Here is a 25,532-nt window from a genome sequence, read left to right on the forward strand (position 1 = left end):
TGTCATCTACAAACTTCAGGCATCACGGAACAGCCAAGGCTGCGCCGCACGGTGCTTGCCTTCGAATGCCTTGATGGCCTCATCATCCTGCAAAGTCAGGCCGATGTCGTCGAAGCCGTTGATCAGGCAGTGTTTGCGGAACGCATCGATCTCGAAGTGCAGCACCTTGCCGTCCGGGCGAGTCACCGCCTGCGCCTGCAGGTCGATGGTCAGCTGGTAGCCGGGATTGGCTTCAACCTGCTTGAACAGCTCATCGACTTCTTCGTCGCTCAAGATGATCGGCAGCAGGCCGTTCTTGAAGCTGTTGTTGAAGAAGATGTCGGCGAAGCTCGGCGCGATCACGCTGCGGAAGCCATATTCGTCCAGCGCCCATGGGGCGTGTTCACGGCTCGAACCACAACCGAAGTTTTCCCGCGCCAACAGCACGCTGGCACCCTGATAACGCGCGTGGTTGAGCACGAACTCCTCGTTCAGGGGGCGCTTGCTGTTGTCCTGATAGGGCTGACCCACATCCAGGTAACGCCACTCGTCGAACAGGTTGGGGCCGAAGCCGGTGCGCTTGATCGACTTGAGAAACTGCTTGGGAATGATCTGGTCGGTGTCGACGTTGGCACGGTCCAACGGCGCAACGAGGCCGGTGTGCTGGGTAAAGGCTTTCATGCTGCGCTCCCTTGGATCAACTCGCGGACATCGATGAAGTGGCCGGTCACCGCGGCAGCGGCGGCCATGGCCGGGCTGACCAGGTGGGTACGGCCACCGGCGCCCTGACGGCCTTCGAAGTTGCGGTTGGAAGTGGACGCACAGTGCTCGCCGCTTTCCAGGCGGTCCGGGTTCATCGCCAGGCACATCGAGCAGCCCGGCTCACGCCATTCGAAACCGGCTTCGAGGAAGATCTTGTCCAGTCCTTCACGCTCGGCCTGCGCCTTGACCAGGCCGGAGCCCGGCACGACGATGGCCTGCTTGACGGTAGCGGCAACCTTGCGACCCTTGGCGATTGCTGCCGCAGCGCGCAGGTCTTCGATCCGCGAGTTGGTGCAGGAACCGATGAACACGCGGTCCAGGTGGATGTCGGTGATCGCCTGGTTGGCGCTCAGGCCCATGTACTTCAAGGCGCGCTCGATGGAACCACGCTTGACCAAGTCGGCCTCGGCGGCCGGATCCGGCACACGTTGGTCGACCGCCAGGACCATCTCCGGCGAGGTGCCCCAGCTAACCTGCGGCTTGATGTCAGCCGCGTCGAGCTCGACCACGGTGTCGAACACCGCATCGGCATCGGAAACCAGGTCTTTCCACGACTCGACCGCACGCTCCCACTGCTCGCCTTTCGGCGCGTAAGGGCGGCCTTCGACATAGGCGATGGTGGTGGCATCGGTCGCAACCAGGCCCACCCGGGCACCGGCTTCGATGGACATGTTGCAGATGGTCATGCGGCCTTCCATGGACAGTTCGCGGATGGCACTGCCTGCGAATTCCATGGCGTGACCGTTGCCACCGGCGGTGCCGATCTTGCCGATCACGGCCAGCACGATGTCCTTGGCGGTGACGCCGGCAGGCAATGTGCCTTCGACGCGCACCAGCATGTTCTTCATCTTCTTGGCGACCAGGCACTGCGTAGCGAGCACGTGCTCGACCTCGGAGGTGCCGATGCCGTGGGCCAAAGCACCGAAGGCGCCGTGGGTGGAGGTGTGCGAGTCGCCGCAGACCACGGTCATGCCAGGCAAGGTAGCGCCCTGCTCCGGGCTGATGACGTGGACGATGCCCTGGCGCACGTCATTCATCTTGAATTCGACGATGCCGTATTCGTCACAGTTCTCATCGAGGGTCTGCACTTGAAGGCGCGACACCTGGTCAACGATGGCGTCGATACCGCCTTTGCGCTCCGGCGTGGTCGGCACGTTGTGGTCGGGGGTGGCGATGTTGGCATCGATGCGCCATGGCTTGCGGTTGGCCAGGCGCAGGCCTTCGAAGGCCTGGGGCGACGTCACTTCATGAATGATATGGCGGTCGATGTAGATCAAGGACGAGCCGTCATCACGGCGCTTGACCTCATGGGCTTCCCAGAGTTTGTCGTAGAGCGTTTTGCCAGCCATCAGACTGTTCCTCATCAGCGTCTTTCTATGCCAAAGACCCCTTGGCTTGTACGGACGATGCTATGGCGATAGATTGAATAACTCAAATTCATAATTTTCATGCTTTGCATAACCATCAGGAATTCAAACGATGGACATGGCCAACCTGAGTGCCTTCATCGCCATTGCCGAGACCGGCAGCTTTTCCGGGGCCGGCGAACGCCTGCATCTGACCCAGCCGGCGATCAGCAAACGCATCGCCGGGCTCGAGCAACAGCTGGATGTGCGCCTGTTCGACCGCCTGGGCCGTGAAGTGACCCTGACCGAAGCCGGCCGGGCCCTGCTGCCACGGGCTTACCAGATTCTCAATGTCCTTGATGATACTCGACGGGCACTGACCAATTTGACTGGGGAGGTGAGTGGTCGCCTGACCCTCGCCACCAGCCACCATATAGGCCTGCACCGTCTGCCCCCGCTGTTGCGGGCGTTTACCCGTCAGTACCCGGCGGTGGCGCTGGATATTCAGTTCCTCGATTCAGAAGCGGCCTACGACGAGATTCTGCATGGTCGCGCCGAAATCGCGGTGATCACCCTGGCCCCCGATCCCCATCATCTGGTCAAGGCGGTCCCGGTGTGGGATGACGCCCTGGATTTTGTCGCCGCGCCCGAACATCCACTGGCCAGCAATACCCAGGTCAGCCTTGCCGACGTCGCCCGCCATCCAGCGGTCTTCCCCGGCGGCAACACCTTTACCCACCACATCGTGCAACGTCTGTTCGAAAGCCAGGGCCTGACGCCGAACATCGCCATGAGCACCAACTACCTGGAAACCATCAAGATGATGGTCTCGATCGGCCTGGCCTGGAGCGTGCTGCCCCGGACTATGCTGGATGATCAGGTTGCACCCATCGCCTTGCCCGGCATACAGCTGTCACGCCAGCTAGGCTACATACTGCATACCGAGCGAACGCTGTCGAACGCCGCCCGGGCCTTCATGGCCCTGCTCGACAGCCACGCAGGGTCCGCCTGACCGGTCGTCAGCCCGGCACTTCCAACTCATGGACGCGTAAACGCCAAAGGTCTGGTACCAATGCCCAAATCCGCAAACCGCTTTCCGCGCCTGCCGCGTATCCCTGCGGCTGACCCTCAGGAGTCGGAACAGGCCTGGCAGAACGCCCCGCAGCTGTTGGCCGCACTCAACGGCGCGCGCCTGGGCGCCTGGCTGTGGGACATCGACAGTGGCCGGGTGAGCTGGTCGCGCGGCACCCAGGCGCTGTTCGGCTTCGATCCGCAGCGCCCACTGCCCAAGGACATTGACTACCTCGACCTGCTGCCGGAAGAAGACCGCGCCCGTACCCGCCAACTGTTCCAGGCAGTGGTCAACGGCGAGCCCGCCGAAAAAGCCATGCGCCATCGCATCCGGTGGCCGGACGGCAGCCTGCACTGGCTGGAAATCAACGGCAGCCTGACCCACGATCGCCAGGGTCGACCGCAGATGATCGGGGTGATCCGCGAGATCACTCGCCAGCGCGAACGGGAAACCGCGCTGATCAATTCGGAAAAGCGCTTTGCCACACTGTTTCACCTGAGCCCCAACGCGATCCTGCTCACCCGCCGCAACGACGGCATGATTTTCGAGGTCAACCAGCACTTCGAAGACATGTTCGGCTGGCCCGGCGACCAGGTGATCGGCAAGACCAGCCTAGAATTAGGCCTGTGGGTGAACCCCGAGCAACGCCACCAAGTGCTCGAAGCGATCCGCGCCAGCGGCGGACCGGCGAGCCTGGAAGTGCAGTTCCGCGCCAGCAGCGGCAAACTCCACGACGGCATACTGTGCACCCAGGGCATCGAACTGGAAGGCGTGACCTTCTTGCTCAGCACCTTCGTCGATACCTCTGAGCGCAAACGCGCCGAGCAGGCGCTCAAGGACAGCCAGGAGCGCCTTGACCTGGCCCTGGACTCGGCGCAGCTGGGCACCTGGGACTGGCACATCCCCAGCGGCATGCTCTACGGTTCGGCCCGAGCGGCGCAACTGCACGGGCTGGAGCCCATCCCCTTTCATGAATCATTCGACGCGTTTTTCGAAGGCGTGCCCGAAGAAGAGCGCGATGTCATGCGTCACGCCTACCGCAGCCTGCGCGAGGGCCCCGCAGGCAACTACCAGATCACCTACCGCGTGCAACTGGATAACGGCGCCTCACGCTACATCGAGAGCCGCGCAAGGCTGTATCGCGATGATCAAGGCAAACCGCTGCGCATGGCCGGCACCCTGCTCGATATCACCGAGCAGGTAGAGCGCGAACTGCGCCTGAGCGCCTCGGAAGAGAAGTTCGCCAGCCTGTTCCAGGTCAGCCCCGACCCGATCTGCGTGACCCGCCAGGACACCGGCCAGTTCATCGAGATCAACCCCGCGTTCACCCAGTCTTTTGGCTGGAGCGCCGAGCAGGTGATCGGCCGTACCGCTGAAGCGATCGGCCTGTGGGCCGAGTCGATCGAGCGCGCCCAGCGCATCGAGCGGGTGATCCGCGAGCAGGCCCTGAGCAACGTAGCCGTGGTGGTCAACCACCGCAACGGCTCACCGCTGACCTGCGTGATCGCCAGCCGGCTGATCACCGTCGACAATCAACCCTGCAGCGTCACCACCCTGCGCGACATCACTCAGCAGCAGCGCTCCGAGGCGGCATTGAAGTCCAGCGAAGAGAAGTTCGCCAAGGCGTTTCACTCCAGCCCCGACGCCATCACCATCACCGAACGCCGCAGCGGCCGTTACGTCGAGGTCAACGACGGTTTCTGCCGGCTGACCGGCTACAGCAACGACGACGTGATTGGCCGCAGCGTCTATGACCTGGGCATCTGGGCTGACGACAAACAGCGCAATGCCCTGCTCACCGAGCTAAAAGAGCGCGGCCGGGTACACCACCGGGAGATGCTCGGGCGCAACAAACGGGGTGACATCCTGACCGTGGAAGTGTCGGTAGAGCCGATCAGCCTCAATGAGGTCGATTGCCTCCTGCTCACCGCCCGCGATGTCAGCCAATTGAAAAACGCCCAGGCGCAAATCCGCCACCTGGCCTACCACGACCCGCTGACCAACCTGCCCAACCGCGCCCTGCTGATGGACCGCCTGAGCCAACAGATCGCCCTGCTGCGTCGGCACAACCTGCGCGGCGCCCTGCTGTTTCTCGACCTCGACCACTTCAAGCACATCAACGACTCGCTCGGCCACCCGGTGGGCGACACCGTGCTGAAGATCATTACCGCACGACTCGAAGCCAGTGTGCGCCTGGAAGACACGGTGGCACGCCTGGGCGGCGATGAGTTCGTTGTGCTGCTTAGCGGCCTGGAAGGCAGCCGCGAGACGGTTGAGAACAAGGTTCGCGAACTGGCCGACACCCTGCGCGAGCTGCTGGCCGAGCCCATGTCGCTGGATGGCCAGCGCCTGCAAGTGACACCGAGTATCGGCGTTGCATTGATCCCCGACCATGGCGCCACCCCGGCCGACCTGCTCAAGCGCGCCGACATCGCCCTGTATCGGGCCAAGGATTCGGGCCGCAACACCACCCAACTGTTCCATACCACCATGCAAAAAGCCGCCAGCGAGCGTCTGCGCATGGAAAACGACTTGCGCATGGCCCTCGCGCGCGGAGAGCTGGCTCTGCACTTCCAGCCCCAGGTGGACGCCCGTGACAACCGCATCGTCGGCGCCGAGGTACTATTGCGCTGGCATCATCCACAACTGGGCCAGCAACCCCCGGCGCAGTTCATTCAAGTATTGGAAGAAAGTGGCTTGATCCTCGAAGTTGGCAGCTGGATTCTCGACGAAGCCTGCGATGCCTGCGCGCGCATGCTTGAAGATGGGCTGATCGATGCCGATAATTTCAGCCTGTGCGTAAACATCAGCCCGCGGCAATTTCGCCAGAACGACTTCGTCGAGCGGGTCCTGCGCAGCTTGGACGATTACCGGCTGCCACGGCAGATGCTAAAGCTGGAGATCACCGAAGGCATCGTCATTCAGAACCTGGAAGACACCATCAGCAAGATGCGCGAGCTCAAACGCTACGGGGTGAGTTTCGCCATGGACGACTTCGGCACCGGCTATTCTTCGCTGACCTACCTCAAGCGCTTGCCGGTGGACGCGCTGAAGATCGATCAGACCTTCGTCCGCGACGCACCGGTGGACCCTAACGATGCGGAGATCGTCCGCGCAATCGTCGCCATGGCGCGCAGCCTGGACCTGGCGGTGATCGCCGAAGGAGTGGAGCTGACCGAGCAATTGGAGTTTCTTGAACGCCTGGGTTGCCACCTGTATCAGGGTTACCTGCACAGTCGGCCGCTACCGCTGCCCGAGTTCAGGCAGATGCTGCTGGAGGCGCCGGCGGATTATTAAGCAACGCAAAAGGGCACCCGAAGGTGCCCTTTTGTTCATCCCACCGAACTTAGTTCAGCGCTGGATTTTCGCCATTGATCGGGATGCGCTTGGCCTTGGCTTCTTCCGGCACGATGCGCAGCAGGTCGATGCTGAGCAGGCCGTTGGCCAGGCCGGCGGATTTGACCTCGATATGGTCAGCCAGGCGGAAGGACAGCTTGAAGGCGCGCTGGGCGATGCCTTGATGCAGATAGGTCACTTCTGCAGCGCTGTTTTCGCGTTTGCCGCCGATGACGGTCAGGACACCTTTTTCGACCTGGAGGTCGAGGTCCTGCTCCTGGAATCCGGCTGCGGCAACCACGATGCGGTAGTGGTCATCGCCATGTTTTTCGACGTTGTACGGAGGGTAGCTGCTACCCGCCTCGTTACGTGCCGCAGACTCGAAGAGGTCGTTGAAACGGTCGAAGCCTACGGAATGGCGGAACAGTGGGGCGAGAGAGAAAGCGCTGGTCATGGTCATGAACTCCTGAAATTCAGCAAGTAAGTCACTACGCGACCCGACTTCGGCATCGCGTACTGAATAGATAGGGTTCAGGAGAGCGCTTTCAAGGGTGGCAAGCAAAAAATTTGCGACAACAGTAACGGCCCTTTCGCGGGCAAGCCCGCTCCCACAATGACCGCATCGCCCGCTGACATACGCACAACCTGTGGAAGCGGGCTTGCCCGCGAATGGGCCATTTCAGGCAACAGATTCTTCGAATTCTTGCACTTCTATCCCAAGCAACTGGCTGATCCGCTGGCAACTCTCTTCGCGCCGCAACTCGGCAAACAGCACCACCGCTTCCGGATAGCTACGCGTCAGCATCGCCAGCCACTGCTTCATCCGCCCTGGCGCATAACGCGGTGACAGCTTGGCCTGGGCCTGGCGCCAGAATTCACGCAGCAGCGGCAACAGCGCCTCCCAGCTCATCGGCTGGTAGTCCCGCCCGTCACGCGCGGCGGCGATCTGCAAGGCCAGATCAGGCCGTGACACCAGGCCGCGCCCTAGCATGATGTCTTCCGCGCCGCTGACTTCCCGGCAACGCCGCCAATCGTCCACGGTCCAGATCTCGCCATTGGCGAACACCGGGACCTTGACCACATCCTGCACCCGCGCCACCCACTCCCAGTGCGCCGGCGGCTTGTAACCCTCGACCTTGGTGCGCGCATGCACCACCAGGTGCGCCGACCCACCCTCGGCCAGGGCCGTGGCGCAATCCAGCGCACCATCAGGGCTGTCAAAGCCCAGGCGCATCTTCGAGGTGACCGGGATGTGCGCCGGCACGGCGCGGCGCACCTCACGCACGATGGCATGCAGTAGCTCCGGCTCCTTGAGCAGTACCGCGCCACCCCGGGATTTGTTCACGGTCTTGGCTGGGCAGCCGAAATTCAGGTCGATCACCGGTGCACCCAACTCGCAGGCCAACGCCGCGTTTTCGGCCAGGCAGACCGGGTCGGACCCCAGCAACTGCACGCGCATGGGCACGCCGGCAGCCGTGCGCGCGCCCTGACGCAGTTCAGGCGCGAGCTTGTCGAAGGAGGAAGCCGGCAGCAGGCGGTCACACACGCGGATGAACTCGGTGACGCACCAATCGATGCCGCCCACGCGGGTCAGGACGTCGCGCAGGATGTTGTCGACCAGCCCCTCCATCGGGGCCAGGGCAATTTGCATGTTGCGGTCTCGGCGAGAAAAGGCGGCAGTCTAACAAAAAACGCCGGCAGTTCAGGCGCCGATCAGCGCCGGGCCGTAACCGTCGACGAATTCCGCCGGCATGCGCTTGGGTTTGCCGCTGGAGAGCTCGATGCAGGCGAAGGTGGTCTGCGCACGCAGCAGGGTCACGCCGTCACGCGGGCGCTTGAGCTGGAAGCGTCGGGTCATGCGCAGGCGCTGATCCCAATTGATGATCCAGGTCGCCAGCTGCAGCTCGTCTTCCTCGTAGGCAGCGGCAAGGTAATCGATTTCGTGGCGGACCACTGCCATGGCCCGGTCCAGGCGCCGGTATTCGGCCAGATCCAGGCCCAGGCGCTGGGAGTGGCGCCAGGCGCAACGCTCCAGCCAGGTGACGTAGACCGCGTTGTTGGCGTGGCCGAGGCCGTCGATGTCCTCGCTGCCGACGCGCAGGTCGATGATGAATGGCGTTGCCAGGTCCCAGCTCATGCCCGCTCCCAATGTCAGTGAACGGGCAGAGTGTATCGGATGTTCAGGCGCTTTGCCGCGCGGGTGCGCTGGCACGTTCAAGCAATTCGAGCACCGCCTCGCTTACGCGCGGGTCGGCCAGCACGCGCTGGTGGCCACCTACCTCCAGCCGCAGCAGACGGCTGTCGAACCAGGCTTTGTGGATAACCTCGGCCTCGCCAACAGGGACCAGCGTGTCATCGGCGGCATGCACGACCAATCCTGGCAGCTCCAGCTGATAACCACTGACATCGAGGCGATTGATCTGCATGCCGACGTCCCGCTCGACTTGGCGAATGAACGCCGCCCTGGCGCGTGCCGGCAGGCCAAGGTGGCGAGCGAAACCACGCAACACACCGAGCAACTGGGCCGGCGCAGCGATGCTCACTGCGGCGTCGGCACGTAGCCCCATCTGCAAGGCCAGCATCACACTGGCACCGCCCATGGAATGGCCGATCACCGCACGCAGCGGTGGCAGCTCAGCGGCCGCCTCCAGCAGCGCCCGGGCAAACAACACGACATTCGCTTGCTCCCCCGGCGAACGACCATGGCCAGGCCCCTCCAGCGAGACCACGGTATGCCCGCCCTTTACCAGGGTTTCGATCAACGCGGCAAATTGGGTCGGCCTCCCTTCCCAACCGTGCATCAACAGCACCGTTGGGCCTTGCCCCCAGCGCAAGGCAGACAGCCCAAAGCGCAGGGTAACGCGCTCTGCGCTGGCCAACAGGGGCAGCTCCCATTCCCTTGGCGGCAGGTTGCGCGGCGTCATGAACGCCCGGCGCATCTTGCCGGCGACGTGCTCGGGGGCCAGGTGGCCGAGGGTGCCATTGACACCACGAATCCAGCTGAGTGTAGTCATCGCCTTGCTCCAGGTTTCAGACGACCGCCGATTTGGCGGCACGCAGGATACGGTCGGACATCTCGCCGGTGCCCAGGGCACGGGCCAGCGCCAGACCACCAATCATCAGGGCCAGGTCGGCCAGGGCCTTGTCGGCATCTTCTGGGCGATCGACCATCGCCGCAGTCATCAGCTCGATATGCTCGGCCAGCACCTCGCGAAACTCCTCCGGCAGGCGCTGCATCTCGCCAATCGAGTTGGGCAGCGGGCAGGCGTGCACCTCGGCGTCACGGTGCTTGCGCGACAGGTAGAAGGCGCTCACCAGCGCTCGCCGCCCTGCCCCGTCCAGGCTCGGGTCCACCTGAGACAGCAGCGCCCGGCGCTCGCTGAGCAATTGGCGGAACGCCTCGAGCATGAGTTCGTCCTTGCTGTCGAAGTGGGCGTAGAAGCCCCCGACAGTCAGGCCGGCAGCGCCCATGACCTGACTGACACTCGGTTCAGCCGGTCCGTGCTGGATCAAGGCGCTACGGGCAGCTTCGAGAATGCGCTCGCGCGTCCTGGTCTTCTTGTCGCTCATGAACGTGCACCGGGCAAAATATGATGATCGAAATATTATTCTCATCATATTTTTTAGCAAGCAGAATTTGCCGCCGCTCATCGACGCCGCAACTTTGGGGAAGGGAGAAAAACAAAAGGCCCATTCAATAAGCGAATGAGCCTTTAAAGTCCCGCAAAACGCGGGTAAACGTGGCGTCCCCTAGGGGACTCGAACCCCTGTTACCGCCGTGAAAGGGCGGTGTCCTAGGCCACTAGACGAAGGGGACGTAACCTTCGCGAAGATTCGCTATTGCGAACCCTGGCTAAATTGGTGGAGCTAAGCGGGATCGAACCGCTGACCTCCTGCATGCCATGCAGGCGCTCTCCCAGCTGAGCTATAGCCCCGAAAACAAAAGGCTCATCCAATAGGCGAATGAGCCTCTTTAAGCCCCGCAAAGCGCGGGTAAACGTGGCGTCCCCTAGGGGACTCGAACCCCTGTTACCGCCGTGAAAGGGCGGTGTCCTAGGCCACTAGACGAAGGGGACGTAACCTTCGCGAAGATTCGCTAATGCGAACCCTGGCTAAATTGGTGGAGCTAAGCGGGATCGAACCGCTGACCTCCTGCATGCCATGCAGGCGCTCTCCCAGCTGAGCTATAGCCCCGGATTTCTAGCCTCGCGGCCCAGCGACATAATGAAACATCGCTTGTGTAAAACTGGCGTCCCCTAGGGGACTCGAACCCCTGTTACCGCCGTGAAAGGGCGGTGTCCTAGGCCACTAGACGAAGGGGACGAACCTTCTTACCTTCAAGACCCGGTTGCTGGACCCGGTCTTGCTTACCAGCCTTGGCTGTTAAGCGGAATTTGGTGGAGCTAAGCGGGATCGAACCGCTGACCTCCTGCATGCCATGCAGGCGCTCTCCCAGCTGAGCTATAGCCCCACAATGTCGCTTTGAACCGAACCACCGGCTGGGTGCCTGGCGCTTCGTTTTCGTTCATCGCTGTGGACGGGGCGCATATTAAGATCGGATTTCAGGGCTGTCAAACGAAATTTTGAAAATATTCAAAAGTTTTTTCACAGATAACAATCACTTACCGCCCTGCCCCAATGATTCTCAGCTTTTACCGTGCAGGAGCAGGCATGCCCGCCCCTGCAAGATAACCCATAAAGCTGTCAGGCAATGTTCGCCAGCAGCTTTTCCCACTCTTTGTTTTCTTTCTTCGACACGCCACCCAGCAGGTCCAGAGCCTGGCGCAGGCGGTAGCGGGTCAGGTCCGGGCCAAGGATTTCCATGGCGTCGAGCACCGATACCGAGCTGGCCTGGCCAGTGACGGCGGCGAACATCAGCGGCATGGCATCACGCAGTTTCAGTTCAAGCGCTTCTACCACGGCCTGGATGCAACCGGTGATACGCTCTTTTTCCCACTGGCGCAGGCTTTCCAGCTTCCACAGGATCAGCTGGATGACCTGGCGCACCTGATCGGCGGACAGCTTCTTGCTTTCGAACAGCTTGGCGTCGAGCTTCAGCGCGCCTTCGAAGAAGAATCCGCCCAGCGGGGCGACCTGGCTGAAGGTTTCGACCCGGCCCTGCACGTGCGGGGCGATCTTCATCATGTAGTCGCTGTTGAACGCCCACTTCTGCAAGCGCGCGGCGAATTCCTCGACCGGCAGCTCACGCAGCCATTGGCCGTTGAGCCAGGACAGCTTCTCGATGTCGAAGATCGGGCCACCCAGCGAGATACGCGACAGGTCGAAATGCTCGACCATTTCCGCCAGGGAGAACTTCTCGCGCTCGTCCGGCATCGACCAGCCCATTCGGCCGAGGTAGTTGAGCATCGCCTCGGGCATGAAGCCCATGCGCTCGTAGAAGGTCACCGAAGTGGGGTTCTTGCGCTTGGACAGCTTGGACTTGTCCGGGTTACGCAGCAGCGGCATGTAGCAAAGCTTGGGCTGCTCCCAGCCAAAGTATTCGTAAAGCTTGATCAGCTTCGGTGCGGACGGCAGCCACTCTTCGCCGCGTAGCACGTGGGTGATGCCCATCAGGTGGTCGTCGACCACGTTGGCCAGGAAGTACGTCGGCAGGCCGTCGTTCTTCATCAGCACCTGCATGTCCATGCGGTCCCACGGAATTTCGACGTCGCCACGGAGCATGTCCGGTACCACGCAGATGCCTTCGCTCGGCACCTTCATGCGGATCACGTGCGGCTCGCCGGCAGCCAGGCGGCGCTGCACTTCCTCATCGCTCAGCAACAGTGCACGGCCGTCATAGCGCGGGGTTTCGCCGCGGGCCATTTGCTCGGCGCGCATCTGCTCAAGCTCTTCGGCCGTGCAGAAGCAATAGAAGGCATGACCGGCATCGACCAGCTGCTTGGCGTACTGGGCGTAGATCTCGCCACGCTCGCTCTGCCGGTAAGGGCCGTGTGGGCCGCCGACATCCGGGCCTTCGTTCCATTCGATGCCGAGCCAGCGCAGGGCATCGAAGATCTGCTGCTCCGACTCGCGGGTCGAGCGCAACTGGTCGGTGTCTTCGATGCGCAGGATGAACTCACCGCCATGCTGCTTGGCAAAGCAGTAGTTGAACAGGGCGATGTAGGCGGTGCCGACATGGGGGTCGCCAGTGGGCGATGGCGCGATACGCGTGCGTACGGTGGTCATGGAGAGTCTCGAACGAAAGATGAAACAAAGGCGGGATGTTAGCAGGGAGCAGGCACCGGGCTCCAGCAATGGCGCGAACGTCACTTGTGGACGGGCGGTGTGTACCTGTTAAATTTGCTTACATTTCTGGAACGATAGTCCCCATGCCCGCTCAACTCAAACGCCGCCTGCTGATCTTCTTCACCCTGGTGGAGATCATCGCCCTCGCCTTCCTCGCCCACTGGTTCTTCAAGGGTCGCTTCTACGAGAGCACCGACAACGCCTACGTACAGGGCGAGATCACGCGCATTTCCAGCCAGCTTGGCGCACGGATCGACGAGGTGCCTGTGGAAGACAACCAGCATGTCAACAAGGGTGACCTGCTGGTGCGCTTGGAAGTCGCCGATTTCGAACTGGCCGTTGAACGTGCCCGTGCCGCCCTGGCCACCCGCGAGGCCGAACATGTGCAGGCAGAAAGCCGGCTGACCCAGCAGGGCAGCCTGATTGCCGCCGGTCAGGCCCAGGTCGCCGCCAACCAGGCCACGTTCGACCGCTCGCGCCTGGACCTGAACCGCGTGGAAAAACTGCGCAAGCCGGGCTTCGTGTCCGAACAGCAGGTCACCACCCTTTCAGCGGAAAGCCACGTCGCCGGCTCCCAGGTCGACAAGGCCCGTGCCGACCTGCAAAGCCAGCGCCAGCAGGTCAACGCCCTCAGCGCCGACCTCAAGCGCCTGGATGCGCAGATTGCCAACGCCCGCGCAGATCTGGCCCAGGCCGAGCTTAACCTGACCCGCTGCGAGATCCGCGCTCCAATCAGCGGCATCATCGGCCAGCGCAATGCCCGCAATGGCCAGGTGGTGCAGGCCGGCGCTTATCTGCTGTCGATCGTGCCCGACCAGGACATTTGGGTGCAAGCCAACTTCAAGGAAACCCAGATCGGCCACATGCAGCCCGGCCAGCGTGCCGAACTGCTGTTCGACAGCTACCCCGATACGCCGATCGAAGGCCGCGTCGACAGCCTGTTCGCCGCCTCCGGCGCACAGTTCAGCCTGCTGCCACCGGACAACGCCACCGGCAACTTCACCAAAGTGGTGCAGCGCATCCCGGTGAAGCTGACCTTCGCCACCGACAACCCGCTGCATGGCCGCATCCGCCCGGGCATGTCGGTGACCGCTACCGTTGATTTGCGCACAGAGGATGAAGGCCACGATGGCCGGTGATCAACTGCTGCGGCCAACTGCGGAACCTACCCGGCGCGACTGGATTGCGGTGATGAGCGTGATGCTCGGCGCCTTCATGGCGGTGCTGGACATCCAGATCACCAACTCTTCGCTCAAGGACATCCAAGGCGCGCTGTCGGCGACCCTGGAGGAAGGTTCGTGGATTTCCACTTCTTACCTGGTGGCGGAGATCATCATGATCCCGCTGACCGCCTGGTTGGTGCAGTTGCTGTCCGCCCGGCGCCTAGCGGTGTGGGTGTCGGCCGGGTTCCTGTTTTCGTCGCTGTTGTGCTCGATGGCCTGGAACCTGGAGAGCATGATCCTGTTCCGCGCACTGCAGGGCTTCACCGGCGGCGCGCTGATCCCGCTGGCCTTTACCCTGACCTTGATCAAGCTGCCCGAACACCACCGCGCCAAAGGCATGGCCATGTTCGCCATGACCGCCACCTTCGCCCCTTCCATCGGCCCGACCCTGGGCGGCTGGCTGACCGAGAACTGGGGCTGGGAGTACATCTTCTACATCAACATTCCCCCTGGCCTGGTGATGATCGCCGGCCTGATGTATGGACTTGAGAAGAAGGAAGCGCACTGGGAGCTGCTGAAAAGCACCGATTACGCTGGCATCGTTACGCTGGGCGTGGGCCTGGGTTGCCTGCAGGTGTTCCTTGAAGAAGGCCACCGCAAGGATTGGCTGGAATCGAACCTGATCGTCGCCCTCGGCAGCATTGCCCTGGTCAGCCTGATCACCTTTGTCATCCTGCAGTTTTCCAAACCACACCCGCTGATCAACCTGCGTATCCTCGGCAACCGCAATTTCGGCTTATCGAGCATCGCCAGCCTGGGCATGGGGGTCGGGCTGTATGGGTCGATCTACCTGCTGCCGCTGTACCTGGCGCAAATTCAGGGCTACAACGCCCTGCAAATCGGCGAAGTGATCATGTGGATGGGGGTGCCGCAGCTGTTCCTCATCCCGTTAGTGCCGCAGTTGATGAAGGTGGTGTCGCCGAAAGTACTGTGTGCGCTCGGTTTCTGCCTGTTCGGCGCCGCCAGCTTCGGTTCCGGCGTACTCAACCCCGACTTTGCAGGACCGCAGTTCAACCACATCCAGATCATCCGCGCCCTTGGCCAACCAATGATCATGGTGACCATTTCGTTGATCGCTACGGCCTATATTCAGCAGCAGGATGCCGGATCGGCGTCGAGCCTGTTCAATATTCTGCGGAACCTCGGAGGTGCCATTGGCATCGCCTTACTCGCCACCTTGCTCGATGCGCGAACCAAAGTGTATTTCGACTACCTGCGTGAGGCGGTGGTGCCGAGCAACCCGCAGGTGGCCGAGCGGCTGACGCAACTGGCGGAACGGTTGGGCACTGACAATGCGGCACTGGGCAAGTTGAGTGAGATTGTGCACCAGCAGGCGCTGATCATGGCTTACAACGATGCCTTCCATTTTGTAGGGATTGGGTTGGCGGTGAGCATGGTGGCGGTGCTACTGACTCGCAAACTGCCGGAGGGGCTCAAGGCTGGGGAGGCTCATTAATATTGGCGGTGCCTGTCCCGCCCTCTTCGCGGGCAAGCCCGCTCCCACAGGATTTCCACTGCCCTTGAGAACAGTGGTGAGCCTGTGGGAGCGGGCTTGCCCGCGAAGAGGCCAGGACAGGCAACCAAGAATCAACTGGTAATCAACCGCTCCCTAAGCTGAGTAATCTCATCCCGCAGCTGCGCCGCCGCTTCAAACTCCAGATCGCGCGCAAACTGCATCATTTTCTCTTCCAGCTGCTTGATGCGCTTGGTGATCTCACCCGGCGTGCGCAGTTCGGCCTCGTAGCGGGCGCTTTCCTCTGCGGCCTTGGCCATGCCCTTGCGCTTCTTACTGCGCGACCCGGGCACAGTGGCGCCTTCCAGAATGTCGGTAATGTCCTTGACCACGCCCTTGGGCACGATGCCATTGGCCTCGTTGAAGGCGATCTGCTTCTCTCGGCGGCGCTCGGTTTCGTCGATCGCCCGCTGCATCGAGCCGGTGATCTGGTCGGCATAGAGAATGGCCCGGCCATTGAGGTTACGCGCAGCGCGACCGATGGTCTGGATGAGCGAGCGCTCGGAACGAAGGAAACCTTCCTTGTCGGCATCGAGGATCGCCACCAGCGACACTTCAGGCATATCCAGCCCCTCACGCAGCAGGTTGATGCCCACTAGCACGTCGAAGGTACCCAGGCGCAGGTCTCGGATGATTTCCACCCGCTCCACCGTGTCGATATCCGAGTGCAAGTAGCGCACCCGCACATCATGGTCGGCCAGGTAATCGGAAAGGTCCTCGGCCATGCGCTTGGTCAGCGTGGTGGCCAGTACCCGCTCGCCCTGATCGACGCGCTTGCGAATCTCCGAGAGCAGATCGTCGACCTGGGTAAGCGCCGGACGTATTTCAACCTGAGGGTCGACCAGGCCGGTCGGGCGCACCACCTGCTCGACCACACGTCCGGCGTGCTCTGCTTCGTATGGCCCAGGGGTGGCGGAGACGAAGATGGTCTGCGGGCTGACCGACTCCCATTCATCGAAACGCATCGGCCGGTTGTCCAGGGCAGAGGGCATGCGAAAACCGTACTCGACCAGGGTTTCCTTGCGCGAGCGGTCGCCCTTGTACATCGCGCCGACCTGCGGAACGCTGACATGGGACTCGTCGATCACCAGCAGCGCATCGTCTGGCAGGTAGTCGTAGAGCGTGGGCGGCGGTGCACCGGCCGGGCGTCCGGACAAGTAGCGCGAGTAGTTTTCGATGCCGTTGCAGTAACCCAGTTCAAGGATCATCTCCAGATCGAACCGGGTGCGCTGCTCCAGGCGCTGGGCCTCCACCAGCTTGTTGGCCTTGTGCAGGTACTCCAAGCGGTCCTTGAGTTCTTCCTTGATGCCTTCCACGGCCCCCAGCAGGGTTTCCCGCGGGGTGACGTAGTGACTCTTGGGATAAAAGGTAAAGCGCGGCAATTTGCGGAAGACTTCGCCGGTCAGCGGGTCGAATGCAGCAATGTTCTCAACCTCATCGTCGAACAGCTCGATGCGGATGGCTTCCAGATCCGATTCGGCGGGGAATACATCGATCACATCACCACGCACGCGGAACGTGGCGCGGGCAAAGTCCATCTCGTTGCGGGTGTACTGCAGGTCGGCCAGGCGCCGCAGCAGCGCGCGCTGGTCGAGCTTGTCGCCACGGTCGACGTGCAGGACCATTTTCAAATAGGTCTCGGGGCTACCCAGACCATAGATGCACGACACGGTGGTGACGATGATCGCATCACGCCGCTCCAGCAGCGCCTTGGTCGCTGACAGGCGCATCTGTTCGATGTGGTCGTTGATCGAGGCATCCTTCTCGATGAAGGTATCCGACGACGGCACATAAGCTTCGGGCTGGTAGTAGTCGTAGTAGGAAACGAAATACTCCACCGCATTATTCGGGAAGAACGCCTTGAACTCGCCATACAGCTGCGCGGCCAAGGTCTTGTTCGGCGCCAGCACCAACGTGGGCCGCTGCACCTGCGCAATGACGTTGGCGATACTGAAGGTCTTGCCCGAACCGGTCACCCCGAGCAGGGTCTGGTGCGACAGGCCCGCCTCGATGCCCTCGACCATCTGGCGGATGGCCTCGGGCTGGTCGCCGGCCGGCTGGAAACGGGTGACGAGCTGGAACTCGGACATGTCGGACCTCGCGGTAACGCAGCAACTGTAAATTTAGCCAGTAGTCTATACCCAAATGCGCCTGCCTGGGACCGGATTCAAGGTCGAGGTGTGAGCGCCTATTGCGGTGGACACGGCAATTCGACCAATGGTCGAAAAATATTTGCGCAAATTGCCGGAAAAGCTGCGCCACACTGTCGCAGTGACCGTGCGGTATCACTATACTGACTCCCCGTTTGTGCACCGCTTCAGTGCATTCGGCTGGAGCGTGTACGCCCTATCACTCTCCATTCAGAGCCAAGGTAACAATGAGCCTGTTTTCCGCTGTCGAGCTGGCACCCCGCGACCCCATTCTGGGCCTCAACGAAGCTTTCAACGCCGATCCCCGTACCGACAAGGTCAACTTGGGCGTGGGCGTGTACTGCAATGAGGAAGGCCGCATCCCGCTGCTGCGCGCCGTGATCGAAGCCGAAACCCAGCGTGCCGCCCAGCATGCCTCGCGCGGCTACCTGCCGATCGACGGCATCGCCACCTACGACCTGGCCGTGCAAAAGCTGATCTTCGGCGCCGAGTCGCCACTGCTGGCCGCCGGCCGCGTGGTCACCGTGCAGGCCGTTGGCGGTACCGGTGCTCTGAAAATCGGCGCCGACTTCCTCAAGCGCTTGTCGCCCAACGCCGTAGTCGCCATCAGCGACCCGAGCTGGGAAAACCACCGCGCGTTGTTCGAAACCGCCGGCTTCCCGGTGCAGAACTACCGCTACTACGACGCGCCAAGCAACGACGTCAACCGTACCGGCATGCTCGAAGACCTTAACGCCTTGCCGTCCGGCTCGATCGTCGTGCTGCACGCTTGCTGCCACAACCCGACCGGCGTCGACCTCGGTCTGGACGACTGGAAAAACGTCCTGGAAGTAGTCAAGGCCAAGGGCCACGTGCCGTTCCTCGACATGGCCTACCAGGGCTTTGGTGATGGCATCGCCGAAGACGCCTTCGCCGTCCGCCTGTTCGCCGAGTCGGGCCTGGACTTCTTTGTCTCCAGCTCGTTCTCCAAGTCGTTCTCGCTGTACGGCGAGCGCGTCGGCGCCCTGTCGATCGTCACCGCCAACAAAGACGAAAGCACCCGTGTGCTGTCGCAGGTCAAGCGTGTGATCCGCACCACCTACTCCAACCCGCCGACTCACGGCGCGACCATCGTCGCCACCGTGCTCAACAGCGCCGAACTGCGCCAGATGTGGGAAGCCGAGCTGGGTGAAATGCGCCAACGCATCCACGGCATGCGTCAGCAAATGGTCAGCCTGCTGGCCGAATACGGCGCCAAGCGCGACTTCAGCTTCGTCGGCCGCCAGGCGGGCATGTTCTCCTACTCGGGCCTGACCGTCGAACAAGTGGCACGCCTGAAGAACGAGTTCGGCATCTATGCGCTGGACACCGGCCGTATCGCCGTCGCCGCGCTGAACCAGAGCAACATCCACGTGGTCACCAAGGCCATCGTCGAAGTTCTGTAACTGCTTGATTTAGCTGATTGAATTGCCAGGGGTGGGTTGACTTGCCCTTGGCAATCCGTAAAATGCACGCAGATTCCGCGATAGCTCAGTCGGTAGAGCAAATGACTGTTAATCATTGGGTCCCTGGTTCGAGTCCAGGTCGCGGAGCCAAATTCTGAAAAACCTCCAGATGCGCAAGCATTGGAGGTTTTTTTATTTCTAAGTTCTACTACTTTTGCAACGGTTCGGTCACTTCCTTACCCTCATCCACCAGGCTCCACACCAGCAACTTGGCAGGCTGAGTCTTGCTGGCGTTGCGCGACACACTGTGCACGGTGCCCGGCGCTTCGTACCAGTACTCACCGGCGGTGTAAGTCTTTTCCTGTTCGTCGTTGAGCTTCGAGACCACCGCACCTTCAAGCACGTATGCCATCACGGCACCAGGGTGCTGGTGAGCGGGCGAAGCTTCACCGGGCGCATAGCTGACGGTGAGCATGACGGCTTTCTTGCCGGGGGCGTTGCTAGGTTGCTGCTCTTGCAGGACTTTGACCTGGTCAGCCACATCGCCGTGCGCCCAGGCGCTGGGCTGTCCCGTGAGCAGGCCAACACTGATGAGCAGGGCGAGGGAAAGAATCGAGGGTTTCATTGGGGGTCTCCTGATTGGCATCTGCCAGCAGGTTAGGCTCATGGACTCCCGTGACAAACGGCCAATTCAGGGAAAAAACAGGGAGCCGCTTGGCCAACTCGCGATTTCAGCTGCTACGCCCGATGGGATAGAACACGCCATGACTCCAGACGCCTAGCCATTCGTCGCCGTCGATCTCACGCGGCACTGCCAGGTCGACCAACTGGTAAAACACATTTCGATGGATCAACGCCTCCAGATTGCTGCGCATCAGCACATAAGGCGACGGCTCCTGGGTGACCGGGTCGATCTCCACACGCAGAGGATTCGCCGGGCACGCCTCGACCTGATCCTCGACATTGCTGGTAAAGGTCAACACCTGCTGCTCGCCACTGCCCCGCACATCCATGGCCACGGCAACGAACGGCGCATCGTCGACGCGAATACCCACCTTTTCCACCGGCGTGATCAGGAAGTAGTCATCGCCATCGCGGCGAATGATCGTGGAGAACAGCCGCACCATCGGTTTGCGCCCGATTGGTGTACCCAGGTAATACCAGGTGCCGTCACGGGCGATGCGCATGTCGATGTCACCGCAGAATTCCGGATTCCACAGATGCACCGGTGGCAGGCCCTTGTGCTTGGGGATCTGTGCCAGTAGATCGTTGGCCTTGCCGGAATCCGTCATCACCCTGCCCTCACTCACTCATGCCGAGAAGGCTACGAGCGTACTCGCGCATCGGTGCCGCGAGCAAATCTTGAGGCGTATTGTCGTGGAACGTCAACAAACCGCCACGGCTCTTGATGCGTGCGCTATCGATCAGGTAACGGGTATTGGTTTCAATCAGCATCATCTGCACCACACCGGTATCCCAACCCAGGCGGTCGACCGCCTGCTCGTCATACCATTCATCGCCATTGGAGATGCGGTCATCGGTGCGCGCGAAGCGGGTGTACAGCACATAGTCGGCGCCGACAGCACGGGCCTCGGCAATGGCTTCTTCCAAGCCCAGCGGGCCTTGGGCTCGGCGCACCAGCGGAAAATACTCGACGAAGCTCTTGAAGGCTTCCTCGGCCACCACGTTCTGTTTCGGCACGGGCCCTTTGCTCGGCGGCATGAATGCGCCCTGGCCGATGAAGATGAACGAATCGGGTTGCAGGCGGATCGACAGCGTGCGGCGAGTATCGCTGTGATCCAGCAGGCCGGCATCGCTCATGTGGTAACGGACGCCCTCGCCCATATCGCTGACATTCATGCAGCCGCCCAGCGCCAACAGCGCCAGCGGCAAGACCAGGCTACGCATCTTCCCTCCAGTGGCCGGTGACGAAAAACCGGCGAATAGCCGGCCAATGCAGCTTTTGCGCCAGATCAGCCGCCGATCACCTTCATCACCATCACATCGCCGGAAAACGCCAGCTCCTGCTTGTCGGCCAAGGCCTTGACCAACAATCGCTGCAATGCGGGAAGCGCCTGGTGGCGGGGCTGTTCGAGCAGGTCGCCGACAAAGTGACGGTTGCTCGACGACAGGCAGCCATGCAGCCAGCCGGTGGAGGACAAGCGCAACCGCGAGCAGGTACGGCAGAACGGCACACTTTCGTTGGCGATCACGCCAAAATGGCCCCTGCCCGGAATCTGGTAACGCAGCGCAGTGGCATCCAGCGGCGCATCGACCTGCTGGTAATCATGCTCACGGCCGATCAAGTCCAGCAGCTGATCAAGCCCTACAAACTGCTGCAGGAACGCATTGGTGTCGCGGGCCAGATGGCCCATGCGCATCAATTCGATGAAACGCAGCTCAAACCCTTGCGCCAGGCAATAGTCGAGCATGGGCACCACCTGATCGAGGTTTTCCCCGCGCATGGGCACCATGTTCACCTTGATCTGCATGCCCATGGCACTCGCCTGCTGCATGCCGGAAAGCACGCTGGCCAAGTCACCCCCCCGGGCGATGCGCCGGAACGCCAGGGGGTCGAGGGTATCGAGAGAAACGTTCAGGCGACGGATACCGGCAGCCTGCAACTGCGGCAGCTTGCGCGAGAGCAACTGGCCATTGGTGGTAAGGGAGATGTCCTGCAGGTCGAGCCTGGCTACCGCTGTCAGGAACGCATCAAGCCTGGGGCTGACCAAGGGCTCGCCACCGGTAATGCGCAGGCGCTCAATGCCGGCGGCCTCGATCAGGTAGGCCACACCACGTGCCAGCACCTCTGCCGACAGTTCATCCTGGGCCGCCACCAGCCGCTTGCCATTGGGCACACAATAGCTACAGGCATAGTTACAGGCAGCCGTCAGGCTGACGCGCAGGTTGCGAAAACGCCTGCCTTGACGATCGACGATCATGAATGACTCCGGCATGGATGAATCGGGGCTGGCGAAACCTGACTCAAAATTCAGGTTTTTGCAAGCCCTGGCTTCATGCCGGTTTCAGCTGAAAACGGTGAGACGCTTCAGTTCGCGGGTTCCGGGTCGCGCTTGCGCTTGTTGCCCATGCGCACGCCGATGTCCATGAGGAATTGGAAGAAACCTTCCTGGTCCTCCAGCACATTGCTCCAGAACGGCGAGTGGTACAGCGCCACGGCGCCGTGAACCAGCGCCCAGGCGGCGCAGTAGTGGAAGTACGGCGGCACGTCTTCGAGTTTGCCTTCGCTGATTCGCCCCTTGATCAGCTGGGTCAGCCGATCGAAGTTGGAGGCACGAATGCTGTGCAGCTCCTCGACCAGTTCCGGCACCTGATTGCCCTTGACCACCTTTTCTTCCAGGCGGTCAAACAGCCGGTAACGCTGCGGGTCGCGCATGCGGAACTCGAAATAGGCGCGCGACAGCGCCTCCTTGTCGCGGTCGACATCGGCCGAATGCAACAGCGCGTTCAAGTCGCGCTCGTAATCGAGCATCAGGCGCAGGTAGATCTCCGCCTTGGACTTGAAGTGCTTGTAGATCGTACCTTTGCCGATACCTACCGCGTCGGCGATCATCTCGACGGTGACGCTATCTTCACCCTGTTCGAGAAACAGCTTGAGCGCAGTATCGAGGATTTCCTGTTCGCGACGGCGAAACTCACGGACCTTACGAGGTTCTTTCTGCATGGGAAGGACTGGATGACATTGAAGCGGTTTATTATGCCTAACTTGCAGCAAATTGCACGGATCATCCAACCATGTCTGTGTTTCACGATGAGTTCCAGCAGGCGCAGGGGCTGTACAGATGCATTGAGGAAGGAAGTGACAGCAGGCGTATTCCAAATCTGTTTAAAAAACGACCAATAGGCACTGGCACTGCGCCAAACCTGACCAATACTTGAAGTGTTGGCGCGGCGCATCCCCCCCAAGTGGCGCGCCGATAAAGGTGCTCAGGGACCGCGTACCTTTGTTTTACTCCTAATGGTCTTAACCCGGATTCCTCCCCCAGAACCCGGGTTTTTTTTGCCTGCAGTTGTGCGCCAGGGTGTGCTCAGGCCACCCGTGCGAGCGGAAACAAGCGCTTGAAGTTGGCAGTGGTCTGCTCGGCCAACTGCGCATAACTCACGCCCCGCAATGACGCCACATATTCAGCCACCTCACGCACATACTGCGGAAGGTTAGGCTTGCCACGATAAGGGATCGGCGCCAGGTAAGGCGAATCAGTCTCCACCAGCAGCCGGTCGGCCGGCACTTGCCGCGCTACTTCGCGTAATGCGTCGGCATTGCGGAAGGTAACAATGCCGGACAGCGAGATGTAATAGCCCAGGTCCAGCGCCGCCTTGGCCATGTCCCAGTCCTCGGTAAAGCAGTGCAGAACGCCGGCCTGGGGCAGGTTGGCCTCGCGTAGCAGCGCCAAGGTGTCGGCCCTGGCCGCGCGGGTATGCACGATCACCGGCTTGCCGGTCTGGCGCGAAGCCTCCAGGTGCAGGCGGAACGAGGCCTGCTGCAGCTCGGCGGCTTCCGGCTCGTAGTGGTAATCCAACCCGGTTTCGCCAATCGCGACAACGTGCGGGTGCGCCAACTCACGCAACAGCCATTCCAGTGCCGGGGTTTCGCCCGGCGCCAGGTCAAGAGGGTGCACGCCCACCGAGCAGTCGACATCAGCGTACTGCTCGCTCAGTGCCTTCACTGCGCCAGCGTTCTCGGCGCTCACGCCAATGCACAGAAAGTGCCCGACGCCGCGCTCGCGCGCCGCCTGCAAGGCAGCATCAAGGGAACCCTGGTGGGCACTGAGGTCAAGACGATCGAGATGGCAATGGGAGTCTACGAGCATGGGATACGGCACACATGAAGAAATGGAAAATCAGCGGGAACCCGGTAGCTGCACCCAGTGGGCGAGCAAGGCTTCCAGCAGCAGGACACGGTTGAGGTTGGCCTTGCCCAGCACCCTCTGGCGCTGCTCGAGTATCCACGCCTGGACCTCGAGCACCTTGGCCTGCCGGCTCTTCTGCGCAAGGTATTGCACCACCTTGCGCATATCGGCCAAGCCTAGCCCTTCCTCATCCTGGGTCAATTGATAACGCAGGGTCAGGTGCGACCAGTCGCAGAACCAGTCGAACAGCAACAATAAAGGCACGCCGCTCCAGGCCTCGGCCAATTGACTGGGTGATTGCTGTTGCTTGAGCAACTTCTTCACTCCATCCGTGACCAGTGCTCGCTGCTCGCGCACGCCCTGGGCTTGCAGCTTCACCGCTAACAGCGGCGATCCGGCGGCCAGGGTCAGTAGCTCGTCACGCTCGGCCTCGTCGCAATCGACAAGCGCCGTGGCCAGCCAAGCCTGGCTCTGGGCCAGACTGGGCGGCGGACAGGTAACCTGCTGGCAGCGACTCTTGATGGTTGGCAGCAGGCGGCTGGACTGGTGGCTGACCAACAACAGCACGGTATCGCCGGAAGGCTCTTCCAGGCTTTTGAGCAGTGCGTTGGAAGCATTGACGTTCATCGCTTCGACCGGCTCGATCAGAATGACTTTACGCCCACCCAGCTGCGCCGTCTGCACCACGAAAGACACCAGCTCACGCACCTGGTCGACTTTGATCGGCTTGTCGGCTTCTTCTGGCTCCAGCACGAAATTGTCCGGGTGACTACCCGCCTTGAGCAGCAGGCAGGATTTGCACTGCCCGCAAGCATCCAGCCCCTGCGGCTGCTGGCACAGCAATCGAGCCATCAGGCGTTCGGCCAGGGCGCGCTTGCCGATACCCTGCGGCCCATGCAGCAGGTAGGCATGGGCATGCTGGGCACGCCCGGCCAACTGCTGCCACAGTGCTTGCTGCCAGGGGTACGCCTCAGCCACGGTAACGGTCCAGAATGCTCGGCAACAGCGCGTCGATGGCGCGCTGCACGGCTTCCAGCGGCTGTGCGGCATCAAGCAGGTCGTAGCGCTGGGGCTCGCGCTGGGCGCGCTGCAGATAGGCCTGGCGCACGGCCTCGAAGAAGGCTTGTCCTTCCTGTTCGAAACGGTCCAGGCGGCCACGCGCGGCTGCACGGGCCAAGCCGACTTCCACCGGCAGGTCGAACACCAGGGTCAGATCGGGGCGCAGGTCACCCTGAACGAATTGCTCAAGCGTGGCGATGCGCTCGACTGACAGGCCTCGGCCACCGCCCTGATAGGCATAGGTGGCATCCGTGAAGCGATCGCACAGCACCACGGCGCCACGTTCCAGCGCCGGACGGATCACCTGCGCCAGGTGCTGGGCGCGCGCGGCGAACACCAACAGCAACTCGGTGTCGGCCGCCATCGTTTCGTCGCTTGGCGCCAACAGCAATTCGCGGACCTTCTCGGCCAGCGGCGTGCCGCCAGGCTCGCGGGTCAGCACCACATCCAGCCCCTGCTCGCGCAGGCGTGCAGCCAGGTAGTCGCGGTTGGTGCTTTTGCCCGCGCCTTCGGGGCCTTCCAAGGTAATAAACAAGCCGCTCACAGGCAGT

At 61.8% G+C, this 25,532-nt stretch carries 22 protein-coding genes and 7 tRNA genes; 6 read left to right on the plus strand and 23 right to left on the minus strand.

Annotated elements, in window-relative coordinates; all coding sequences use genetic code 11:
- Nucleotides 1-15 precede the first annotated feature (15 nt).
- A complete protein-coding gene (gene leuD / locus ACZ6YA_RS07890) occupies nt 16-660 on the minus strand; it encodes a 3-isopropylmalate dehydratase small subunit (protein WP_465896563.1) in 645 nt (214 codons plus the stop codon).
- Nucleotides 657-2,090 carry a 3-isopropylmalate dehydratase large subunit gene (leuC, locus tag ACZ6YA_RS07895; RefSeq protein ID WP_465896564.1) on the minus strand — a complete coding sequence of 478 codons (1,434 nt, stop codon included), beginning with the start codon at nt 2,088-2,090 and terminating at the stop codon, nt 657-659. The genes leuD and leuC overlap by 4 nt, the downstream gene beginning before the upstream one ends.
- A 130-nt stretch (nt 2,091-2,220) precedes the next feature.
- On the opposite strand from leuC, the gene ACZ6YA_RS07900 reads away from it, so the two are divergent.
- On the plus strand, nt 2,221-3,099 hold the full coding sequence (locus ACZ6YA_RS07900; protein WP_403132979.1) for a LysR family transcriptional regulator: 879 nt from the start codon (nt 2,221-2,223) through the stop codon (nt 3,097-3,099).
- Nucleotides 3,100-3,159: 60 nt separating this feature from the next.
- Nucleotides 3,160-6,456: a PAS domain S-box protein gene (locus ACZ6YA_RS07905; protein WP_465896565.1), complete on the plus strand. Its 3,297-nt coding sequence runs from the start codon at nt 3,160-3,162 to the stop codon at nt 6,454-6,456.
- Between the two features lie 49 nt (nt 6,457-6,505).
- On the opposite strand, the gene ACZ6YA_RS07910 is transcribed toward ACZ6YA_RS07905, so the two are convergent.
- The 12 genes from ACZ6YA_RS07910 to gltX all read right to left on the minus strand — a co-directional run bounded on the left by ACZ6YA_RS07910 (nt 6,506) and on the right by gltX (nt 12,681).
- Nucleotides 6,506-6,949 (minus strand): Hsp20 family protein, encoded by a 444-nt coding sequence (locus tag ACZ6YA_RS07910; protein WP_465896566.1) that lies wholly within the window; start codon nt 6,947-6,949, stop codon nt 6,506-6,508.
- A 225-nt stretch (nt 6,950-7,174) separates the two neighbouring features.
- On the minus strand, nt 7,175-8,146 hold the full coding sequence (locus tag ACZ6YA_RS07915) for a tRNA dihydrouridine synthase (protein WP_465896567.1): 972 nt from the start codon (nt 8,144-8,146) through the stop codon (nt 7,175-7,177).
- A gap of 51 nt (nt 8,147-8,197) precedes the next feature.
- A complete protein-coding gene (locus ACZ6YA_RS07920) occupies nt 8,198-8,632 on the minus strand; it encodes an acyl-CoA thioesterase (protein ID WP_403132986.1) in 435 nt (144 codons plus the stop codon).
- Between the two features lie 43 nt (nt 8,633-8,675).
- Nucleotides 8,676-9,509, minus strand: a complete 834-nt coding sequence (locus tag ACZ6YA_RS07925) for an alpha/beta fold hydrolase (protein ID WP_465896568.1) — start codon at nt 9,507-9,509, stop codon at nt 8,676-8,678.
- Nucleotides 9,510-9,525: 16 nt separating this feature from the next.
- Nucleotides 9,526-10,065 (minus strand): TetR/AcrR family transcriptional regulator, encoded by a 540-nt coding sequence (locus ACZ6YA_RS07930; RefSeq protein ID WP_465896569.1) that lies wholly within the window; start codon nt 10,063-10,065, stop codon nt 9,526-9,528.
- A gap of 171 nt (nt 10,066-10,236) precedes the next feature.
- Nucleotides 10,237-10,312 (minus strand) — tRNA-Glu (locus tag ACZ6YA_RS07935).
- Nucleotides 10,313-10,354: 42 nt separating this feature from the next.
- Nucleotides 10,355-10,430: transfer RNA gene (locus tag ACZ6YA_RS07940), tRNA-Ala, on the minus strand.
- 65 nt (nt 10,431-10,495) lie between these two features.
- Nucleotides 10,496-10,571 (minus strand) — tRNA-Glu (locus tag ACZ6YA_RS07945).
- 42 nt (nt 10,572-10,613) lie between these two features.
- Nucleotides 10,614-10,689, minus strand: a tRNA-Ala gene (locus ACZ6YA_RS07950).
- 53 nt (nt 10,690-10,742) lie between these two features.
- Nucleotides 10,743-10,818 (minus strand) — tRNA-Glu (locus tag ACZ6YA_RS07955).
- Between the two features lie 72 nt (nt 10,819-10,890).
- Nucleotides 10,891-10,966: transfer RNA gene (locus ACZ6YA_RS07960), tRNA-Ala, on the minus strand.
- A gap of 233 nt (nt 10,967-11,199) precedes the next feature.
- Nucleotides 11,200-12,681, minus strand: a complete 1,482-nt coding sequence (gene gltX, locus ACZ6YA_RS07965; RefSeq protein ID WP_465896570.1) for a glutamate--tRNA ligase — start codon at nt 12,679-12,681, stop codon at nt 11,200-11,202.
- 143 nt (nt 12,682-12,824) lie between these two features.
- Here gltX and ACZ6YA_RS07970 point away from each other — a divergent pair, with 143 nt between their 5' ends.
- Together ACZ6YA_RS07970 and ACZ6YA_RS07975 are read left to right on the plus strand one after the other, a co-directional pair.
- The gene (locus ACZ6YA_RS07970) at nt 12,825-13,880 is read left to right on the plus strand and encodes an HlyD family secretion protein (protein WP_465896571.1); all 1,056 of its coding nucleotides are present in this window, start codon (nt 12,825-12,827) and stop codon (nt 13,878-13,880) included.
- Nucleotides 13,870-15,420 carry an MDR family MFS transporter gene (locus ACZ6YA_RS07975; RefSeq protein WP_465896572.1) on the plus strand — a complete coding sequence of 517 codons (1,551 nt, stop codon included), beginning with the start codon at nt 13,870-13,872 and terminating at the stop codon, nt 15,418-15,420. The genes ACZ6YA_RS07970 and ACZ6YA_RS07975 overlap by 11 nt, the downstream gene beginning before the upstream one ends.
- A 131-nt stretch (nt 15,421-15,551) precedes the next feature.
- Here ACZ6YA_RS07975 and uvrB read toward each other — a convergent pair whose 3' ends face one another.
- The gene (uvrB, locus tag ACZ6YA_RS07980; protein ID WP_465896573.1) at nt 15,552-17,567 is read right to left on the minus strand and encodes an excinuclease ABC subunit UvrB; all 2,016 of its coding nucleotides are present in this window, start codon (nt 17,565-17,567) and stop codon (nt 15,552-15,554) included.
- A gap of 287 nt (nt 17,568-17,854) precedes the next feature.
- Here uvrB and ACZ6YA_RS07985 point away from each other — a divergent pair, with 287 nt between their 5' ends.
- On the plus strand, nt 17,855-19,051 hold the full coding sequence (locus ACZ6YA_RS07985) for an amino acid aminotransferase (protein WP_465896574.1): 1,197 nt from the start codon (nt 17,855-17,857) through the stop codon (nt 19,049-19,051).
- 74 nt (nt 19,052-19,125) lie between these two features.
- Nucleotides 19,126-19,201 (plus strand) — tRNA-Asn (locus ACZ6YA_RS07990).
- A gap of 58 nt (nt 19,202-19,259) precedes the next feature.
- Here the strand turns inward: ACZ6YA_RS07990 and ACZ6YA_RS07995 are convergent.
- From ACZ6YA_RS07995 to tmk, 8 genes are all read right to left on the minus strand, one after another.
- Nucleotides 19,260-19,676 (minus strand): cupin domain-containing protein, encoded by a 417-nt coding sequence (locus ACZ6YA_RS07995; RefSeq protein WP_465896575.1) that lies wholly within the window; start codon nt 19,674-19,676, stop codon nt 19,260-19,262.
- Between the two features lie 106 nt (nt 19,677-19,782).
- A complete protein-coding gene (locus ACZ6YA_RS08000; protein WP_465896576.1) occupies nt 19,783-20,343 on the minus strand; it encodes a DUF1285 domain-containing protein in 561 nt (186 codons plus the stop codon).
- Nucleotides 20,344-20,353: 10 nt separating this feature from the next.
- On the minus strand, nt 20,354-20,959 hold the full coding sequence (locus ACZ6YA_RS08005; RefSeq protein ID WP_465896577.1) for a DUF4823 domain-containing protein: 606 nt from the start codon (nt 20,957-20,959) through the stop codon (nt 20,354-20,356).
- 65 nt (nt 20,960-21,024) lie between these two features.
- Nucleotides 21,025-21,993 (minus strand): GTP 3',8-cyclase MoaA, encoded by a 969-nt coding sequence (locus ACZ6YA_RS08010; RefSeq protein ID WP_465896578.1) that lies wholly within the window; start codon nt 21,991-21,993, stop codon nt 21,025-21,027.
- A gap of 107 nt (nt 21,994-22,100) precedes the next feature.
- A complete protein-coding gene (locus tag ACZ6YA_RS08015; RefSeq protein ID WP_465896579.1) occupies nt 22,101-22,736 on the minus strand; it encodes a TetR/AcrR family transcriptional regulator in 636 nt (211 codons plus the stop codon).
- 364 nt (nt 22,737-23,100) lie between these two features.
- Nucleotides 23,101-23,883, minus strand: a complete 783-nt coding sequence (locus ACZ6YA_RS08020; RefSeq protein ID WP_465896580.1) for a TatD family hydrolase — start codon at nt 23,881-23,883, stop codon at nt 23,101-23,103.
- Nucleotides 23,884-23,913: 30 nt separating this feature from the next.
- Complete coding sequence (locus tag ACZ6YA_RS08025) at nt 23,914-24,900, minus strand: DNA polymerase III subunit delta' (protein ID WP_465896581.1); 987 nt, start codon at nt 24,898-24,900, stop codon at nt 23,914-23,916.
- Entirely contained in the window at nt 24,893-25,525 is a 633-nt protein-coding gene (gene tmk, locus ACZ6YA_RS08030) for a dTMP kinase (RefSeq protein ID WP_465896582.1), read from the minus strand. The genes ACZ6YA_RS08025 and tmk overlap by 8 nt, the downstream gene beginning before the upstream one ends.
- Nucleotides 25,526-25,532 lie beyond the last annotated feature (7 nt).

The organism is Pseudomonas sp. NPDC090752 (assembly GCF_055584805.1).

Excerpts from the sequence above, each read along its gene's own strand:
- leuD (WP_465896563.1), bottom strand. The coding sequence starts at position 660 with ATGAAAGCCTTTACCCAGCACACCGGCCTCGTTGCGCCGTTGGACCGT.
- leuC (WP_465896564.1), bottom strand. The coding sequence starts at position 2,090 with ATGGCTGGCAAAACGCTCTACGACAAACTCTGGGAAGCCCATGAGGTC.
- ACZ6YA_RS07900 (WP_403132979.1), top strand. The coding sequence starts at position 2,221 with ATGGACATGGCCAACCTGAGTGCCTTCATCGCCATTGCCGAGACCGGC.
- ACZ6YA_RS07905 (WP_465896565.1), top strand. The coding sequence starts at position 3,160 with ATGCCCAAATCCGCAAACCGCTTTCCGCGCCTGCCGCGTATCCCTGCG.
- ACZ6YA_RS07910 (WP_465896566.1), bottom strand. The coding sequence starts at position 6,949 with ATGACCAGCGCTTTCTCTCTCGCCCCACTGTTCCGCCATTCCGTAGGC.
- ACZ6YA_RS07915 (WP_465896567.1), bottom strand. The coding sequence starts at position 8,146 with ATGCAAATTGCCCTGGCCCCGATGGAGGGGCTGGTCGACAACATCCTG.
- ACZ6YA_RS07920 (WP_403132986.1), bottom strand. The coding sequence starts at position 8,632 with ATGAGCTGGGACCTGGCAACGCCATTCATCATCGACCTGCGCGTCGGC.
- ACZ6YA_RS07925 (WP_465896568.1), bottom strand. The coding sequence starts at position 9,509 with ATGACTACACTCAGCTGGATTCGTGGTGTCAATGGCACCCTCGGCCAC.
- ACZ6YA_RS07930 (WP_465896569.1), bottom strand. The coding sequence starts at position 10,065 with ATGAGCGACAAGAAGACCAGGACGCGCGAGCGCATTCTCGAAGCTGCC.
- gltX (WP_465896570.1), bottom strand. The coding sequence starts at position 12,681 with ATGACCACCGTACGCACGCGTATCGCGCCATCGCCCACTGGCGACCCC.
- ACZ6YA_RS07970 (WP_465896571.1), top strand. The coding sequence starts at position 12,825 with ATGCCCGCTCAACTCAAACGCCGCCTGCTGATCTTCTTCACCCTGGTG.
- ACZ6YA_RS07975 (WP_465896572.1), top strand. The coding sequence starts at position 13,870 with ATGGCCGGTGATCAACTGCTGCGGCCAACTGCGGAACCTACCCGGCGC.
- uvrB (WP_465896573.1), bottom strand. The coding sequence starts at position 17,567 with ATGTCCGAGTTCCAGCTCGTCACCCGTTTCCAGCCGGCCGGCGACCAG.
- ACZ6YA_RS07985 (WP_465896574.1), top strand. The coding sequence starts at position 17,855 with ATGAGCCTGTTTTCCGCTGTCGAGCTGGCACCCCGCGACCCCATTCTG.
- ACZ6YA_RS07995 (WP_465896575.1), bottom strand. The coding sequence starts at position 19,676 with ATGAAACCCTCGATTCTTTCCCTCGCCCTGCTCATCAGTGTTGGCCTG.
- ACZ6YA_RS08000 (WP_465896576.1), bottom strand. The coding sequence starts at position 20,343 with ATGACGGATTCCGGCAAGGCCAACGATCTACTGGCACAGATCCCCAAG.
- ACZ6YA_RS08005 (WP_465896577.1), bottom strand. The coding sequence starts at position 20,959 with ATGCGTAGCCTGGTCTTGCCGCTGGCGCTGTTGGCGCTGGGCGGCTGC.
- ACZ6YA_RS08010 (WP_465896578.1), bottom strand. The coding sequence starts at position 21,993 with ATGATCGTCGATCGTCAAGGCAGGCGTTTTCGCAACCTGCGCGTCAGC.
- ACZ6YA_RS08015 (WP_465896579.1), bottom strand. The coding sequence starts at position 22,736 with ATGCAGAAAGAACCTCGTAAGGTCCGTGAGTTTCGCCGTCGCGAACAG.
- ACZ6YA_RS08020 (WP_465896580.1), bottom strand. The coding sequence starts at position 23,883 with ATGCTCGTAGACTCCCATTGCCATCTCGATCGTCTTGACCTCAGTGCC.